Below are 15,379 nucleotides of genomic sequence, written 5' to 3'. Positions count from 1 at the left end.
TCGTGAGCCAACCGCTCCGAGGGCTTCGTCTTGCCAGGGCTTCGTCTTGCCAGGGCTTCGTCTTGTCCGGAGCTGCGTTGCGTTCAAAAAACAGCGGATGTTCATTCTGGAGACTGCATGCAACTGCACAAAAGTTTCTCTCCGACCCTCATAATGGGGCCTCCATCCATTCGCCGATGATTCTTCGCTCGATGCGCTTGGCTTGGCATGCTTTCGCACGTTGCAGATAAAAACCTGGACGTCGGCGCAAGGATCTGCTGTCCTGAATCCGCTTGAACAAGGACATAGCCCTCGTGTCGCACACTGACGTCCTACGGGATCAGCTCCGACTTGCTCCCGTTATTCCCGTTGTCACGGTGGATGATGCACGCATCAGCATCGACCTTGCTCATACCCTTGTCCGCGCAGGCCTGCCGGTGATCGAAATCACGCTCCGAACTTCTGCTGCGCTCGATGCCATAAGCGCTATTGCCAAGGCCGTGCCCGAGGCCGTGGTCGCGGCCGGCACAGTTCTCGCGGGTAGCCAGATTCGTGAAGTGGCGGACGCCGGCGCCAAGTTCATCGTGACACCGGGAACACCGGTCAAGCTCGCGGAGGATCTGCGCGAAGCTCCGATTCCGGTGATGCCCGGCTGCTCGACAGTTTCCGAGGCCATGACCCTTGCGGACATGGGTTTCAGCTATCTCAAGTTCTTCCCCGCGGCTGCTTCGGGCGGCGCGGCCTGGCTCAAGTCCGTCAATGGGCCCCTTCCAAACCTGATGTTCTGCCCGACTGGCGGCATCGACCGCACCTCTGCGCCTTCTTATCTCTCCCTTCCGAATGTTGTCTGTGTCGGCGGCACGTGGATCACGCCTGCGGAGGCGATGAAGAAGGGTGATCTTGCCGCAATCGAGCGGCTCGCAGCGGATGCCGCCTCTCTGCAGGGCTAAACCTGAACCATTCCCTGGCGCCTCCGTTGTGTTCTTGCTTCGGCAGTGAACCGGCAGGAGGACACAATGGTCGATTACAGAAAACTCTTGGATGCATTCGTCGGCGCGATCGGCCGCCCCGAGCCTCATCAGAATCGCCAAGGCTCTTCAGAGGTTCAGCAGGTCGGAACCGGCCAGCAAGGGCTGGGGCAGCAGCTCGAGAAGAGCGTCACACAGATCACAGGCCGATCCCCTGACCAGCTCATTCAGAAAGCCAAGGATCTGGCAACGCAGCATCCCGGTGCCACCCAAGCGGCGCTGCTCGGCTTGGCGGGGCTACTGTTCGGGCGTCGCAAGAAAGGCAAACTTACCGGCAATCTTGTGAAACTCGGCGGCCTCGCAGTGATCGGAGGTCTCGCCTATCGTGCCTATCAGAAGCAGCAGGGTGGTGTGATGGCTACAGTGGATACCAAGGGGCAGGCCCCAGGCGTGTCTGGCAGAAGTGATGGCGAAGCGCTGGCCCAAGCGGCTTTGAGCCTGCCCGAGACATCGCGGTTCCATCCAGTTTCGCAGACCGAGGATGACGCCCTGCTGTTCTTGAGGACCATGGTGGCGGCCGCAGCGTCAGACGGCAGGATCGATACAGCCGAGCGCGCACGGATTGTCAAAGGCCTGACCGAAGCCGGCATCGATCCGGAGGCAAGCCGCTGGCTCGAGCGGGAAATGGCGTCGCCAGCCGACGTCGAGGAACTGGCTGCCAGCGTCAACGATTCCGACAAAGCAGCTCAGGTCTATGCGGCTGCGCGCATCGCCATCGATCCCGATACGATCCAAGAACGTGAATTCCTCCATCAGCTCGCGGAGGCGCTCGATCTCGATCCTGCGACGCGTGCGCAGATCGATGAGACGGCGAGCGCCTTGAGCTGATCTGGAAAGCTGCTCTCGATCAGGAGAGCCGCGCCCGAGCAGCCTGAAATTCTATCCGGCATGATCGTTTGCGTGCCGATACGTTTGACCGCCATGAGGCTGTTGGCTCGGAAGGGGCGCCATATCGGACAGATCGTCAGCGTAGATCAGCCAACTCATTGCAACAACATTTCTGTTCAATTTGTATGATTTGTTCGAAAGTCGCCTTGCGTCAGGTGGCGTTTCGCTTTCGATTGCTTGCCGAAGGACTCGTCAGGGCAGCCATGATTTTTATCCAAGCCCGTTTCTCGGCTCCTGTCCTGCACCACATAAGGCCAAAGTGCCTAAAATTGAGAGGATCCAAGAATGGCTGACAGGCCCCATCGCCGCACTCCCGATCAGCTTCGCTCTCGGCTCTGGTTCGACAACCCGGACAATCCGGGCATGACCGCGCTCTACCTTGAGCGCTATCTGAATTTCGGCCTGACTGGCAAGGAACTGCAGGGCAAGAAGCCGATCATCGGCATTGCGCAGACCGGATCCGATCTCTCCCCCTGCAACCGTCACCATCTCGAACTCGCCAAGCGAGTGCGAGACGGCATCACGGCGGCGGGCGGCGTGGCCTTCGAGTTTCCCTGCCATCCGATCCAGGAGACCGGCAAGCGCCCCACGGCCTGCCTTGATCGTAACTTGGCCTATCTCTCCCTCGTTGAGGTTCTCTACGGCTATCCGCTCGACGGCGTCGTGCTGCTCACCGGCTGCGACAAGACCACGCCTGCCTGCCTGATGGCGGCTGCCACGGTGAACATTCCGGCGATCTCGCTCAATGTCGGTCCCATGCTCAACGGCTGGCACCATGGCGAGCGCACTGGCTCAGGCACCATTGTGTGGAAGGCGCGCGAGCGTCATGCGGCGGGCGACATCGATTATCAGCAGTTCATAGATATTGTCGGCTCCTCAGCGCCGTCGGTCGGCCATTGCAACACCATGGGCACTGCCTCGACCATGAATGCGCTGGCGGAAGCGCTCGGCATGTCCCTGCCGGGCTCGGCTGCCATCCCCGCGCCATATCGTGAGCGCGGCCAAATGGCCTATGAAACCGGGAAGCGCATCGTCGAGATGGTGTGGGAGGATCTGAAGCCGTCCGACATCATGACCCGTGAGGCGTTCGAGAACGTGATCGTGGCGAATGCGGCGATCGGCGGTTCCACCAATGCGCCGATTCACATCAACGCGATTGCGAAGCACATCGGCGTTCCGCTCAACAATGACGACTGGGAACGCATCGGCTTCGAGATTCCACTTCTCGTGAATGTGCAGCCTGCAGGCGAATATCTCGGTGAAGAGTATTTCCGCGCGGGCGGCCTGCCGGCAGTGCTGGCGGAGCTGATCGGCGCGGGCAAGATCCATGAGAATGCGATCACCTGCACAGGCACGACGATTGGTGAGAACTGCAAGGGCAAGTTCACCTGGGATCGCGATGTCATCCGCTCCTATGACAACCCGTTGAAGGAGAAGGCGGGCTTCCTCAATCTGAAGGGAACGCTCTTCGATTCCGCGATCATGAAGACAAGCGTGATCAGCGCGGAATTCCAGGAGCGTTATCTCAACAACCCGAGTGATCCGAATGCCTTCGAAGGACGCGTCGTGGTGTTCGACGGGCCTGAGGACTATCACCACCGCATCGACGATCCGTCGCTCAACATCGACGAGCATACGATCCTCATCATGCGCGGCGCCGGCCCCATCGGTTATCCGGGGGCTGCGGAAGTGGTGAACATGCAGCCACCTGGCGCGCTGATCAAACGCGGCGTCCTCTCGCTGCCCTGCATCGGTGACGGACGCCAGTCGGGCACGTCCGGCACGCCCTCCATCCTCAACGCGTCGCCGGAGGCGGCGGCTGGTGGCGGTCTCGCGCTGCTGCAATCAGGTGATCGCATCCGCATCGATCTCAACAAGCGCACAGCCGATATCCTGCTTTCGGACGAAGAGTTGGAGAAGCGTCGTGCCGATCTCGAAGCACGCGGTGGCTACGCCTATCCGGCAAGCCAGACGCCGTGGCAGGAGATTCAGCGCTCGATGGTGGATCAGCTCTCCGAGGGCATGACGCTGAAGCCTGCGGTCAAATACCAGAAGGTGGCGCAGACCTACGGCGTGCCGCGCGACAACCACTAGAGCATCGGACCCAAAAGTGGAATCCACTTTTGGGATCAACCCGATGCCTGGTTTTAACTTGCGCATCGTGCGGAAAACCGGATCCACTTTTCCGCACGATGCGCTAAGCTGCACGCATAGATCCTGGAGGCGTCATGACAGATCGGCTGAAGAACAAAACCGCCCTCGTCACGGCGGCCGGGCAGGGCATCGGGCGCGCCATTGCGCAAGCCTTCCTCCGTGAGGGCGCGCACGTCTGGGCAACCGATCTCGACGAAGCAAAACTCGAAGACCTTGAGGGAGCGACGCGGCGCAAGCTTGATGTTCGCTCCAGCAGTTCCATCGAGGCGCTCGTCAACGAGGCTGGAGCGTTCGATGTTCTCGTGAACGCGGCAGGCTTCGTGCATCACGGCACTGTGCTCGAATGCTCCGATGCGGACTGGGATTTCTCGTTCGACCTGAACGTGAAATCCATGCACCGCACCATCAAAGCCGTCCTGCCGGGCATGCTGGATATCGGCGGCGGATCGATCGTCAACATCGCTTCCGGCGCATCTTCCGTACGCGGCATCCCGAACCGCTACGCCTATGGTGCCACGAAAGCGGCGGTGATCGGCCTCACAAAGGCTGTGGCTGCCGATTTCATCAAACGTGGCATCCGCGCGAATGCGATCTGCCCCGGTACCATACAGTCGCCATCGCTTGATGAGCGTATCGCATCTTTGGCAGCGAGTTCAGGCCAGAACATCGACGCGGTGCGTCAAGCCTTCGTCAACCGGCAGCCGATGGGACGTCTCGGAACGCCCGAGGAGGTGGCCGCGCTCGCGGTCTATCTCGCCTCCGAGGAATCGAGTTACACGACGGGCCACATTCACCTCGTGGATGGCGGCTTCGCGCTTTAGCGCATCGTGCTTCAAGATTGGATCCGGTTTTCCGCACGAACAATGCGCTGCTCTGTGAAGGGAGCATCGGACCCAAAAGTGCAAGTCCGCTGTTGGATCCGATGCTCTAGGACTTACTGCCTGGATAGGGTGTCTCGGACACGGGTGTCAGCGGCCCCTTGCCGTTGAACCACGCGATGAGATTGTCTGCAACCAGCTGACCCATGGCGTTGCGCGTATGGACGGAGCCGGAGGCGATGTGGGGCAGAAGCACCACATGCTCCAGATCGATCAGTTCCTGCGGCACGCGCGGTTCGTCCTCATAGACATCGAGGCCGGCTGTGAGGATCGTGCCGGATTTGAGCGCCTCGATCAGCGCCTGCTCGTCCACAACGCTGCCCCGCGCTACGTTGATGAGAACGCCGTTGGGCCCAAGAGCCTTCAGAACATCGGCGTTGATGAGGTGCCTCGTGCCTGCGCCGCCAGGCGTGATGACGATCAGCACATCGCAGGCCTCAGCCATGCCGGTAAGTGTCGGATGATAGGTGTAGGTCACGCCCTCCTGCTGCGTGCGACCATGATAAGCGATGCTCACGTCGAACCCTTCGAGCCGTTTCGCAATGGCTTTGCCGATCCGACCGAGGCCGACGATGCCGACCTTGCGTTCGCGGAGAGTTGGAGAGAGGGGAAAGGGGGCCTTCAGCCAACGGCCTTCGCGAAGGTAGCGATCGGCCTGCGGAATTTTGCGCAACGTGGCGAGGAGAAGGCCGAGGGTGAGATCGGCGACCTCATCGTTGAGCACGTCGGGTGTATTGGTGACGATCACGTTTCGCTTGGCCGCTTCTGCGACATCGACATTGTCATAGCCGACGCCGAAGCTCGATACGATTTCGAGGTTCGGCAGAGGCTCGAAGAGCGTCGCATCCATGCGGCCGAAAAGCGTGCTGGTGGCAACGCCGCGAATGCGCGGGCCGATTTCGCTCAAGAACCTCTCACGATCCTCATGCTCCCAGAGCCGGTGCAGGGTGAAGGCCTTGTCGAGCGCGTCGACTACCACAGGCATCATCGGGGCGGTCATCAGGATATCGGTGTTGCTCATGAGGCTCTCTTTTGTCTTCAGCACATCGTGCAGCGGGAGACGGGGCCGCGGCGAAAGGCTTCTTCGATCGCCTGGGCCTCTTGCTGCAGGACCATCTTCACATCCTGGGGCAGGTCGAGCCAATGGCAACCGCGCAAGGCAGCCTCAAGGGCATAGAGCGCATTGAGGCTGACCTGGCGAGGAAGCATGAACTTGAGACGGCGATAGGCCTCCACGGACCCGATGGCCTTGAGCTCCGATACCGTGCGGATGCCTGCTTCTCCCAAGCGGCCTTGCGTGACAGGGCCAATTCCGGGAAGGCTGCTGATGGGCTCATCGCTCATGGAAACGCATCCGGCTCCTGCTGCTTCGTGCGGACACGATAGAGCAAGTTGAAGCCGAACGCGATGGAGCTCGCCGTTTCAACAGAGATGAGTTTGGGATCTCTTTAGGCCGTCGCGGCGAGTTCGGGCTCCTCGGCGCCGAGATCTTCCAGCTCGTCGTCCGTTTCGAAGCCGGTCTGGTCGGCGCCGGTCACGCCAGCCAAGTTCTTGGCGGCTTTGCGCAGGAGCTTGCGGAGGCGCTTGCGGTCCTTGTTGTCGAAGCCTGCGAGGAGTTCCGTTTCGACTTCGTCCCAAAGAGCATCGATGGCAGCGGCCTTACGCTTGCCTTCCTTGGTCAGCTTCACGCGCACTACGCGCGCATCGCCCGGCTCCGTGTGCCGTTCGACGAGCTTGAGGGCTGAGAGGCGGGACACCGTCTTGGATGCCGTGGGTGGGCGCACGCGGAGAATGGCCGCGAGATCACCCATGGTCATAGGGCCGGAGCTGGCCAGCGCCTGCAGAACCTGCTCCTGACCGGCGAAGAGCCCGAGCTCCGAGAGCTTGTCGCCCGTGCGGCTGCGGTGGAGACGTGATGCTTGGACCAGGGCCCAGCCGACGCTTTTCACGCCAGGATGTACGATGTCCTTGTCCATTGCCATCTTCCCTTGAGCAGCTGTCACCTTACCATGACCAGCAACTCATGACGTTTCGATGACAGATCTGCGACTCTTCAACGGATCTCCCATCAGGCCTCCCGCGGGAGGGCGCTTTCGTGCCAATGCCGCAGCAGAAAACGGGACAGGAAGCTCAAAACAAGGAATAGGGTAACGCCTGTGAGCGCCAAGAGCACCAGGGCCGCAAAGAGGCGAGGGATGTTGAGCCGGTATTGGCTCTCGATGATGCGATAGGCGAGCCCCGAGCCGGCTCCCGCGGAGCCTGCGGCCATTTCGGCAACGACCGCTCCGATGAGCGAGAGCCCGCCCGCGATCCGCAAGCCTGCCAGGAAGGCGGGCAGGGCCGCCGGTCTGCGCAGATACCAAAGAGCCTTCAGCCGGGATTCGAGGCGAGCATCCCAGTCCTGGCGAGAGGAGGTGCCATAGAGCTGGAAAAGCTCCAGCAGGTTCCGGTCGACGGATTGAAGCCCCAGCATGGTGTTCGAGAGGATGGGGAAGAAGGCCACCAGCCAAGCGCAGGCAAGAACGGCCACATCCTGCGGCATATAGATCAGCAGCAAGGGGGCGATGGCGATGATCGGCGTCACTTGCAGGACAACAGCGAAGGGATAGAGCGAATACTCGACAATGCGCGAGAGGCTCAAGAGAATGGCGAGCGTCACGCCTCCGATGACTGCGAGAGCAAGAGCTGCCAGGGTGGTCTTCAGCGTCACCAGCAGCGAGGCCGCCAAGATCGGCCAGTCTAATTTCATCGTGGCCGCGATCAGGCTTGGTGCGGGCAGAATATAGGGTGGTACGGCGGCAAAGCGCACGTACGTTTCCCATGCACCAATGGCTGCGATGAAAACCATGAGCGGCATAAGAATCTTGAGAGGATTGCGGAGCATCACGGCCTCTCGTCCTTCATGGTGCTCGTCAGTGCCTGCGACACGCGCCGGCACAGATCCGCATAGGGAAGACTCGTCCGAAAATCGCTGCGACGCTCATGGGGGAAAGCGCCTGCGATCTCCGTAACGATGCGGCCCGGGCGAGGTGATAGGACCGCGATGCGGTTTGACAGATATGCACTCTCGAAAACGGAATGCGTGACAAACACGATGGTGCAGTTGAGTTCGCCTTGCAGCTTGAGCAGATCGTCGTTGAGCTTGAATCGCGTGATCTCGTCGAGCGCAGCAAAAGGCTCATCCATGAGAAGTAGTCGCGGTTTCACGCTGAGCGCTCGCGCAATCGAGACCCGCATCTTCATGCCACCGGAGAGCTCGCGCGGATAGGCCTTGGCGAAATCCTGCAAGCCCACAAGCGCGAGGCTTTCCGCAATGCGGCCTTTCGCTTCCTGCCGCGAGACGCCGCGCAGGCGAAGCGGCAGCCACACATTGTCCGCCACATTGGCCCAGGGCATCAGGGTCGGCTCCTGAAACACGAAGCCGATCTCGCTGCGATGATCTGCTTCAGAAGAGCCGGGCCAGGTCACGGTTCCCGATGTTGGTCCCGTCAGGCCTGCGATGAGACGCAGCGCCGTTGACTTGCCGCAGCCCGAGGGACCCAGCAGGGAGATGAAATCGCCGGAGTGAACATCAAGTTTGAAGCGCTCAAGAGCCGCCACGCCGTTGGCAAAAACCTTGCTCACCTGATTGAGCGAAACGAGCGTGGACGTGGTCATGGAATGCGCAGTGCCGGATGGTGACCGATGCTTACTTCTTCAGCTCGATTCCAACGCCCTTGTTCACGAACTGGAGCGTGTACGCTTGTCTATAGTCGAGGTCGGCCCTGAAGAGACCGGCCTTCACCATCTTGTCGAAGAAGTCCTTCACGCGCGCATCGCTCATGGCGCCGATGCCGAGCTTCTGCGCATCGCCTGAATCGACGATGCCGTATTCCTTCATCTTCGCGACCGAGTAGGCGAGCAGCTCATCCGTCATTTCCGGATTGTCGCGCCTGACGAGTGCGTTGGCCTTCGCATTGTCGCCGTAGAGATAATTGTACCAGCCGATGGTGGAGGCATCGACGAAGCGTTGCACGAGATCGGCATCCTTCTCCACCACCTCGCGGCGCGTCTCGATCGTGGTCGAATAGGTGCTGAAGCCCTGATCAGCGAGCAGGAAGACGTTGGGCTTGAAGCTCGCCGCCTTCTCGATCGCCAGCGGATCGGAGGTCACGTAGCCCTGCTGCACCGAGAGCTTGTTGGCGATGAAGGGCGCGGGACTGAAGCCGTAGGGCTTCACCTGCTCGTCTTTAAATCCGAACTCGGCCTTCATCCACTGGAAGAAGGTGGCGGCGCCGCTCTTCGAGAGAAAGATGTCCTTCGATGTCCTCAAGGATTCGAAGGTGTCGAGGCCCTGGCCCGGATGGCTCATCAGAGCCTGAGGCTCTTTCTGAAAATGAGCCGCGACGACCACCGTCGGGATGTTCTTTTCCACAGCTGAGAAGGCCTGGATAAGGCTGCCGCCCATATAGAAGTCGAGCTTGCCGACGCTCATGAGCATGCGGTTGTCCGCACGCGGGCCGCCCGGCACGATGGTGACCTTCAGGCCATACTTTTCATACGTGCCGTCCGCGAGCGCCTGGTAATAGCCGCCGTGCTCGGCTTGGGCGAGCCAGTTGGTGCCGAAAGTCACCTCCCGCAAGGCATGCTGCGCGACGGCGGAGCCCATGCTCCAGCCGGTCAAAACCATCATCAGCCCCGCTGCCCAAGCCTTCCGCTTCATCGCTCTCGCCCCTCGCCTTGGCGTAGATAACCTCTGCGCGTCCAGGCTCGGTTCTGCGCGGTTCCGGCGCGCTTGGCAAGCGCCGGACGCTTCAGGCAGCGCTCACTCCACGGCCCAGGGATAGGTCCAGGTTTCGGTGAGCGCCCGGTTTCCGGCCCGCAGGAAGGCCCGCAGGTCCGTCGACTGGCCGGGCTCCAGCTTCACGTCGACGGCGGCGCGGAAGCCGTTGATGTGATCGTTGGGCATGAGGAAGGTGTTGGTGATCTGCCCCGCGGAGGTGGAAGGCACCAGCTGCACCTGCTCCGGAGAGCTGAAATAATAGGGCAGGTTGCCGCCTGCGAAATCGATGATGAAGCGGCGATGCGTGCGATCGCTCGGACCGTTCGATCCGCTGGCGCGGGGGGGCGTCTGGAACGTATTGATGGCCTTGCCGCCCGGATGCATGTCGCCGATGGCTGCGGCTGCACGCAGGCGGTACGAGAAGGTGACCTCCTGACCGGGCTCGTAGGGCCGGGCCGGCTGCCAATAGGCAACGATGTTGTCGTGGGTCTCGTCCGGGGTTGGCAGTTCGACCAGCTCCACCCAGCCCTCGCCCCAATCCCCCACGGGCTCCACCCAGTAGCCGGGGCGCTGATGATAATAAGCCTCCAGATCCTGGTAGTTCTCGAACACCCGGTCGCGCTGCATCAGGCCGAAGCCGCGCGGGTTGTTGTCGGAGAAGGACGAGATCGTCTTGGTCGTCGGGTTGCGCAGAGGGCGCCAGATCCACTCGCCCGCGCCGGACTGCATGAGCAGCCCGTCCGAGTCGTGAATTTCGAGGCGATAATCGTCCGTGGGCTTCCGGTCGTTTTCGCCTTCGAAGAACATGGAGGTGAGGGGCGCAAGTCCCACATTCTCAATCCGCTGGCGCGGGAAGAGCGTGGCCGTGATGTCGAGGGTGGTTTCCCCCGACGGATAGATTTCGAAGCGATAGGCACCGGTGACGGAGGGGCTGTCGAGGAGCGCATAAACCGTGGCCCGATCGCTTTCGGGCTTGGGCATGTCGATCCAGAACTCGCGGAAGTGTGGAAACTCCTCTCGCTCCCCGCCTTCGACGTCGATGGCGAGGCCGCGCGCCGAGAGGCCGTATTTCTGGTCTCTCCCTAAGAAGCGGAAATAGCTTGCGCCCAGGAAGGCGATCAACTCGTCGAATACCTTCGGATTGTTGAGTGGATAATGCAGGCGGAAGCCCGCAAAGCCGAGGTTCACCGGCAGCGGCTTTTCGATCTTGTTGCGCCCGTAATCGAACAGCTCACGCTGATAGGGAATCGGCGTCGGCACGCCGTCACGGATGATATTGACCGTCACCGGCCGCTGGTAGAGGAAGCCGAGGTGGAACAGCTGCATCCGGAATGGGCCGTTGCCGGAAGCGAGCAGCGCCTTGTCCGGGCGGAAGCGGATGTCGCGATAGTCGTCGAAGCTCAGCCGGTTGAGCGGCTCGGGCAGCTGCGAAGGATTTGCCTCGAACGGAGCCGTCGACAGTTCCCGCGCCCGGCGCACCACATCCTCGAATCGAAACGGGTTCGGTGCCGGCATACCGTTCTGCTGGGTCTGTGCCGGCGCTTGGCCGCTCCAGGCGGATAGGGCAGTGGCGGCAAGCAGGCTTTGCAGGAGGGTGCGGCGGGAGAGATGCATCATGGTAGCGGAACAGTTCTTCCTGAGACTCGGGGGAGATGGGCCTTCAAAGCGCTCACCGCGCAAGGGATGAGCTTAAGCCGCTTAATAGGGCCTGAACGTTGCCCCGGCCACGCCCTCCCCAAATCTAGGGTTAAAAAATTGCGCAAGGAGTACGAAAAGGTCTTGTGATCCCGGGCAAATATGCTTATCTCACCCCTGCCCAATTTCGCACGTGCCTGTGGTCGCGTGCCGGTTGGTGGGCATCCGGACAAGAGGCCGGACAGCCGCCCGAGAGCACCCTAGCTCTCGATACCCCTAACCGGCAGCCGGAGGCGAAAACCGGCGCACCTCGCTCTCAACGGGGGACGCGACTTAAAGCAACGACGAACGGGCTTTTTTGGTCTCGTTGGCCCTCCAAAGGTCAACACCGAAGAGGCTTGTTTATCATTGCCAGGCGTGCGGACGGGAATCTCCCATCCAATCCAAGGCAGCATCGTCGGGTGAAGAGCCCATCTCACGCTTCTCGTGTCTCCATCGCACGAAGCGGGATGCATCTTCCCTCGCTGACGCCGGACGGCAGAAAACTCTGACCGTCTGAACTTCAATCCGGAGGCTTGAAGACCTCCATTGAACCTTTGGTGGGGAGAGCGCCATGACTCAGCGCATCCGTGAGTTCCTTCGCAACCGACGTGAGGACGGCCCGTGCGTCGTCGTCGACCTCGACGTGGTGCGTGACAACTATTCCAAGTTTGCCCGTGCGCTCCCCGACACGCGCGTCTTCTACGCCGTGAAGGCGAATCCGGCCCCGGAAGTGCTCAAGCTTCTTGCCGATCTCGGCTCGTGCTTCGACACGGCCTCGGTCGTCGAGATCGAGCTTGCGCTAGCTGCCGGCGCCACGCCCGACCGCATTTCCTTCGGCAACACCATCAAGAAGGAGCGCGACATCGCTCGCGCCCTCGGGATCGGCGTGCGCCTCTATGCGGTCGATTGCGAGGCCGAGGTCGAGAAGGTCGCCCGCGCTGCCGCCGCCGCCGGTGTTGCTGCTTCCGAGGTGAAGGTGTTCTGCCGCATCCTGTGCGACGGTGCCGGCGCCGAGTGGCCGCTCTCCCGCAAGTTCGGCTGCGTGCCGGAGATGGCTGTCGACGTGCTCGAGCATGCGGTTCGTCAGGGTCTCGAAGCCTATGGCGTGTCGTTCCACGTGGGTTCGCAGCAGCGCAATACCGAAGCCTGGGATCAGGCTCTCGGCTCGGCTTCGGCGATCTTCCGTGAATGCGCTGATCGCGGCATCCACCTGTCGATGGTCAACCTCGGCGGCGGCTTCCCGACGAAGTACCTGAAGACGGTTCCGCAGGTCGAGGCCTATGGCGAGTCGATCTTCCGTGCGCTGTCGAAGCACTTCGGCAACCGCATCCCGGAAACGATCATCGAGCCGGGCCGCGGCATGGTCGGCAACGCAGGCATCATCGAGGCCGAGGTCGTTCTCGTCTCGAAGAAGAGCCGTGACGAGGACGAGGTGCGCTGGGTCTATCTCGACATCGGCAAGTTCGGCGGTCTCGCCGAGACGATGGACGAGTCGATCCGCTATCCGATCCGCACGGAGCGCGACGACGACCGCATGGTGCCGTGCGTGCTCGCGGGTCCTACCTGCGACTCGGCCGACGTTCTCTACGAGAAGGAGCCCTACCTGCTCCCCGTCTCGCTGGAGATCGGCGACAAGGTGCTGATCGAGGGCACGGGCGCCTACACGACCACCTACTCGGCGGTCGCGTTCAACGGCTTCCCGCCCCTGAAGTCCTACGTGATCTAACTCACGTCCCGCCTGTCTCGCCTCATCGAGGCAGGCACCAACCTCGAAGAAGTTGTCCCGGACGGCCTGCGTGTCATGACACGCAGGTGCGAGGGCTGTCGCAACCCCATCCGGAGCTGAAGAGGCTCCGGGCTCTTGAAGATGCATGATCCTGGCGAGCAACCGGTTTCCGCTGGCTCTGATCATGCATTGGGAGGCCACGGCCATGATCACGATTCGCGAAGAATCCTTCCACGATGTCGAGGCGCGGGAAGCGCTGCTCGATACCTGCTTCGGACCAGCCCGGTTCCAGAAGACCTGCGAGCGTCTGCGCGAGGGTCGCAAGCCCGCTGACGGCTTGGCTCTGACCATCGAGCGCGATGGAGAGCTCGTCGGTACGGTGCGTCTGTGGCATATCTCGGCCGGTGCGAACCTTCCAGCGCTGATGCTCGGCCCCATCGCCGTCGATCCCGCGCTGCAGAGCCTCGGCCTCGGGGCTAAGCTCATGCGCGAGGCGTTGCAGCGTGCGACGGATCTCGGCCATAAGGCGGTGCTGCTGGTGGGCGATGCGCCGTACTACGAGCGCTTCGGCTTTTCGTCGGAAAAGACCGGTTCGCTCTGGCTGCCAGGGCCGTACGAGCACAACCGCTTCCTCGCGCTGGAACTGGAGGCCGGTTATCTCGACGGTGCACGCGGTCTTGTTTCTGCAACCGGTGCATTCGAGAACAAGCCCGATCTTACGGCGCTTGTTGCGGCTGCAGCGCAGGGACAGCTGCCGGGCCTGCACTCGGCCTTCTAATCTTCAGCAATCGATCCGAGGGCTTCACTCTGAAGCTCTCGGATTGGGCAGCGCGAATGTGATGCCTGCCGCCGCGACGAGATAAGCCGCAAAGCCCAGTCCTATCGTGCCGAGTCCGATCCCGGCATCGAACAGCAGGCCGATGGCGCCCGGTGTCGCCGCAGAGGCCACCACCATGATCGCACCCGCCAGCGCACGAATCTTTCCCAGATGCTTCGTGCCGAACAGCTCGGCGAGAACCGCTGCAATGATCACGTTCGTCGCGCCGGCTGATAAACCGATGAGGCCGAAGAAGATCGGCGCCAGGACAGGACCGCTGAAGGCTGCAATCGCTACGGATGCGATGGTCAGTCCCAGAAGATAGAAGTGGCTTAAGCGTACTGCGCCGAAGCGATCGACGAGGCTTCCCGTCAGCATCGCCACGGTCACGGACACCAACGCAAAGGTGGTGATGCTGCTTGCCAGCAGCTCCAGCGGCCAACCCTTGATGTCGGCAATCAGGCGCTGATGGAAGAAATAAGCCGTCACGATCGCCGGATAGCCGATCATTGTCGGGACAAGGGCGAGGAAGCGCCAGTCGCGAAGCACGTCGATCCAGCGTGGTCCCGCTTTATCGGGGCTGCTCGCCTGAATCGTGCCCTCAAGCTCCGGATCTCTCGACTTCAAGACAAAGCTCAGGCTCCAACCGAGACAGAGACAGACCACGATGAACAGCGCAGCTGTGCGCCATGTGGTTGTCCAGCCAAGCACCGCAATCAGCGCAATAACGATGCCGGGCAGGATCGCCTCGCCCGCAGGAAAGCCGAGCGCCGCCACACCGGTCGCCCGGCCGCGAATTCCCGCCGAGAGCCTGGCCGTGCTCATCACGCCCGCATGGCTCGACATGCCCTGTCCGAAGAGACGCAGGGCAAACAGGCTCAAGCCCAACATCACGATGTTTGGGGCAAGCGACAGGCTCAGCGCCGCAGCAGCCAAGCCAAGGAGGGCGATACTGGCATAGAGGCGGATGTTGATGCGGTCGATCACGCCGCCGACCCAGATCATCAACAGCCCCGAGCAGAGGGTTGCTGTCGAGTAGATGAGGCCGAAGGTTCCGTTCGTGAGCCCAAAGGTATCGCGGATATTCGGCCCCGAAAGCGCTATGAAGAAGGTTTGCCCGAAGGACGACAGGAACGTCAGGGCAAAACCGAGGCCGATCACGCGCCCGTGGCGCATGAGGAGTTCATGGAATTTCATCGGGCTCAAATCATAGGCTGGAGGTTAAAGCAGATCATGAGACCTTGTTTCCCAATGTCGAGGCCTAAAACCATGCGGAAGGGGCGTTTCTTGCCATTTTACGTTCGTCATCCGCAGGGAAATCGTCATCCGGAGCAGAGAGGAAGGCGCAGGCATTGACCCCGGGGGCTCCTCAATCCTAGATGCGCCCGGACCCGTTATACCCGGAGACATCTCTTCCCATCTCAAGCTTTCGCAAGGAGAACCATCGATGACCACTTGGCCCGTCCATGG

The 15,379-nt window shown here is 61.5% G+C and carries 14 protein-coding genes; 6 read left to right on the top strand and 8 right to left on the bottom strand.

Features of this window, described 5'->3' with window-relative positions:
* Positions 1 to 293: 293 nt before the first annotated feature.
* From eda to AA309_RS30545, 4 genes are all read left to right on the top strand, one after another.
* The gene (gene eda / locus AA309_RS30560; protein ID WP_150117856.1) at positions 294 to 929 is read left to right on the top strand and encodes a bifunctional 4-hydroxy-2-oxoglutarate aldolase/2-dehydro-3-deoxy-phosphogluconate aldolase; all 636 of its coding nucleotides are present in this window, start codon (positions 294 to 296) and stop codon (positions 927 to 929) included.
* Positions 930 to 995: 66 nt separating this feature from the next.
* Positions 996 to 1,835, top strand: a complete 840-nt coding sequence (locus AA309_RS30555) for a tellurite resistance TerB family protein (RefSeq protein ID WP_052955113.1) — start codon at positions 996 to 998, stop codon at positions 1,833 to 1,835.
* A gap of 345 nt (positions 1,836 to 2,180) precedes the next feature.
* Entirely contained in the window at positions 2,181 to 3,989 is a 1,809-nt protein-coding gene (locus tag AA309_RS30550) for an IlvD/Edd family dehydratase (protein WP_047192792.1), read from the top strand.
* A gap of 134 nt (positions 3,990 to 4,123) precedes the next feature.
* Positions 4,124 to 4,870, top strand: coding sequence for an SDR family oxidoreductase (locus AA309_RS30545; RefSeq protein WP_047192791.1), 747 nt, complete (start codon positions 4,124 to 4,126; stop codon positions 4,868 to 4,870).
* 106 nt (positions 4,871 to 4,976) lie between these two features.
* On the opposite strand, the gene AA309_RS30540 is transcribed toward AA309_RS30545, so the two are convergent.
* From AA309_RS30540 to AA309_RS30510, 7 genes are all read right to left on the bottom strand, one after another.
* Complete coding sequence (locus tag AA309_RS30540) at positions 4,977 to 5,948, bottom strand: 2-hydroxyacid dehydrogenase (protein WP_047192790.1); 972 nt, start codon at positions 5,946 to 5,948, stop codon at positions 4,977 to 4,979.
* Positions 5,949 to 5,965: 17 nt separating this feature from the next.
* A complete protein-coding gene (locus tag AA309_RS30535) occupies positions 5,966 to 6,271 on the bottom strand; it encodes a TfoX/Sxy family protein (protein ID WP_052955112.1) in 306 nt (101 codons plus the stop codon).
* A 104-nt stretch (positions 6,272 to 6,375) separates the two neighbouring features.
* The gene (locus AA309_RS30530) at positions 6,376 to 6,903 is read right to left on the bottom strand and encodes a MarR family winged helix-turn-helix transcriptional regulator (protein ID WP_244470553.1); all 528 of its coding nucleotides are present in this window, start codon (positions 6,901 to 6,903) and stop codon (positions 6,376 to 6,378) included.
* 92 nt (positions 6,904 to 6,995) lie between these two features.
* A complete protein-coding gene (locus tag AA309_RS30525) occupies positions 6,996 to 7,811 on the bottom strand; it encodes an ABC transporter permease (RefSeq protein WP_047192788.1) in 816 nt (271 codons plus the stop codon).
* The gene (locus AA309_RS30520) at positions 7,811 to 8,584 is read right to left on the bottom strand and encodes an ABC transporter ATP-binding protein (protein WP_047192787.1); all 774 of its coding nucleotides are present in this window, start codon (positions 8,582 to 8,584) and stop codon (positions 7,811 to 7,813) included. The genes AA309_RS30525 and AA309_RS30520 overlap by 1 nt, the downstream gene beginning before the upstream one ends.
* Positions 8,585 to 8,615: 31 nt before the next feature.
* Positions 8,616 to 9,629, bottom strand: coding sequence for an ABC transporter substrate-binding protein (locus AA309_RS30515; protein ID WP_052955111.1), 1,014 nt, complete (start codon positions 9,627 to 9,629; stop codon positions 8,616 to 8,618).
* Between the two features lie 102 nt (positions 9,630 to 9,731).
* Positions 9,732 to 11,306, bottom strand: a complete 1,575-nt coding sequence (locus AA309_RS30510; protein ID WP_047192786.1) for an OpgD/OpgG family glucan biosynthesis protein — start codon at positions 11,304 to 11,306, stop codon at positions 9,732 to 9,734.
* 631 nt (positions 11,307 to 11,937) lie between these two features.
* Here AA309_RS30510 and AA309_RS30505 point away from each other — a divergent pair.
* Both AA309_RS30505 and AA309_RS30500 read left to right on the top strand, forming a co-directional pair.
* Complete coding sequence (locus AA309_RS30505; RefSeq protein ID WP_047192785.1) at positions 11,938 to 13,092, top strand: type III PLP-dependent enzyme; 1,155 nt, start codon at positions 11,938 to 11,940, stop codon at positions 13,090 to 13,092.
* Between the two features lie 205 nt (positions 13,093 to 13,297).
* Positions 13,298 to 13,870, top strand: coding sequence for a GNAT family N-acetyltransferase (locus AA309_RS30500; RefSeq protein ID WP_047192794.1), 573 nt, complete (start codon positions 13,298 to 13,300; stop codon positions 13,868 to 13,870).
* 24 nt (positions 13,871 to 13,894) lie between these two features.
* On the opposite strand, the gene AA309_RS30495 is transcribed toward AA309_RS30500, so the two are convergent.
* Positions 13,895 to 15,106, bottom strand: coding sequence for an MFS transporter (locus AA309_RS30495; protein ID WP_052955110.1), 1,212 nt, complete (start codon positions 15,104 to 15,106; stop codon positions 13,895 to 13,897).
* Between the last annotated feature and the right edge of the window lie 273 nt (positions 15,107 to 15,379).

Source organism: Microvirga vignae (assembly GCF_001017175.1).
Classification (GTDB): Bacteria; Pseudomonadota; Alphaproteobacteria; order Rhizobiales; family Beijerinckiaceae; genus Microvirga; species Microvirga vignae.
This window is presented reverse-complemented; position numbering and strand designations above follow the sequence as displayed.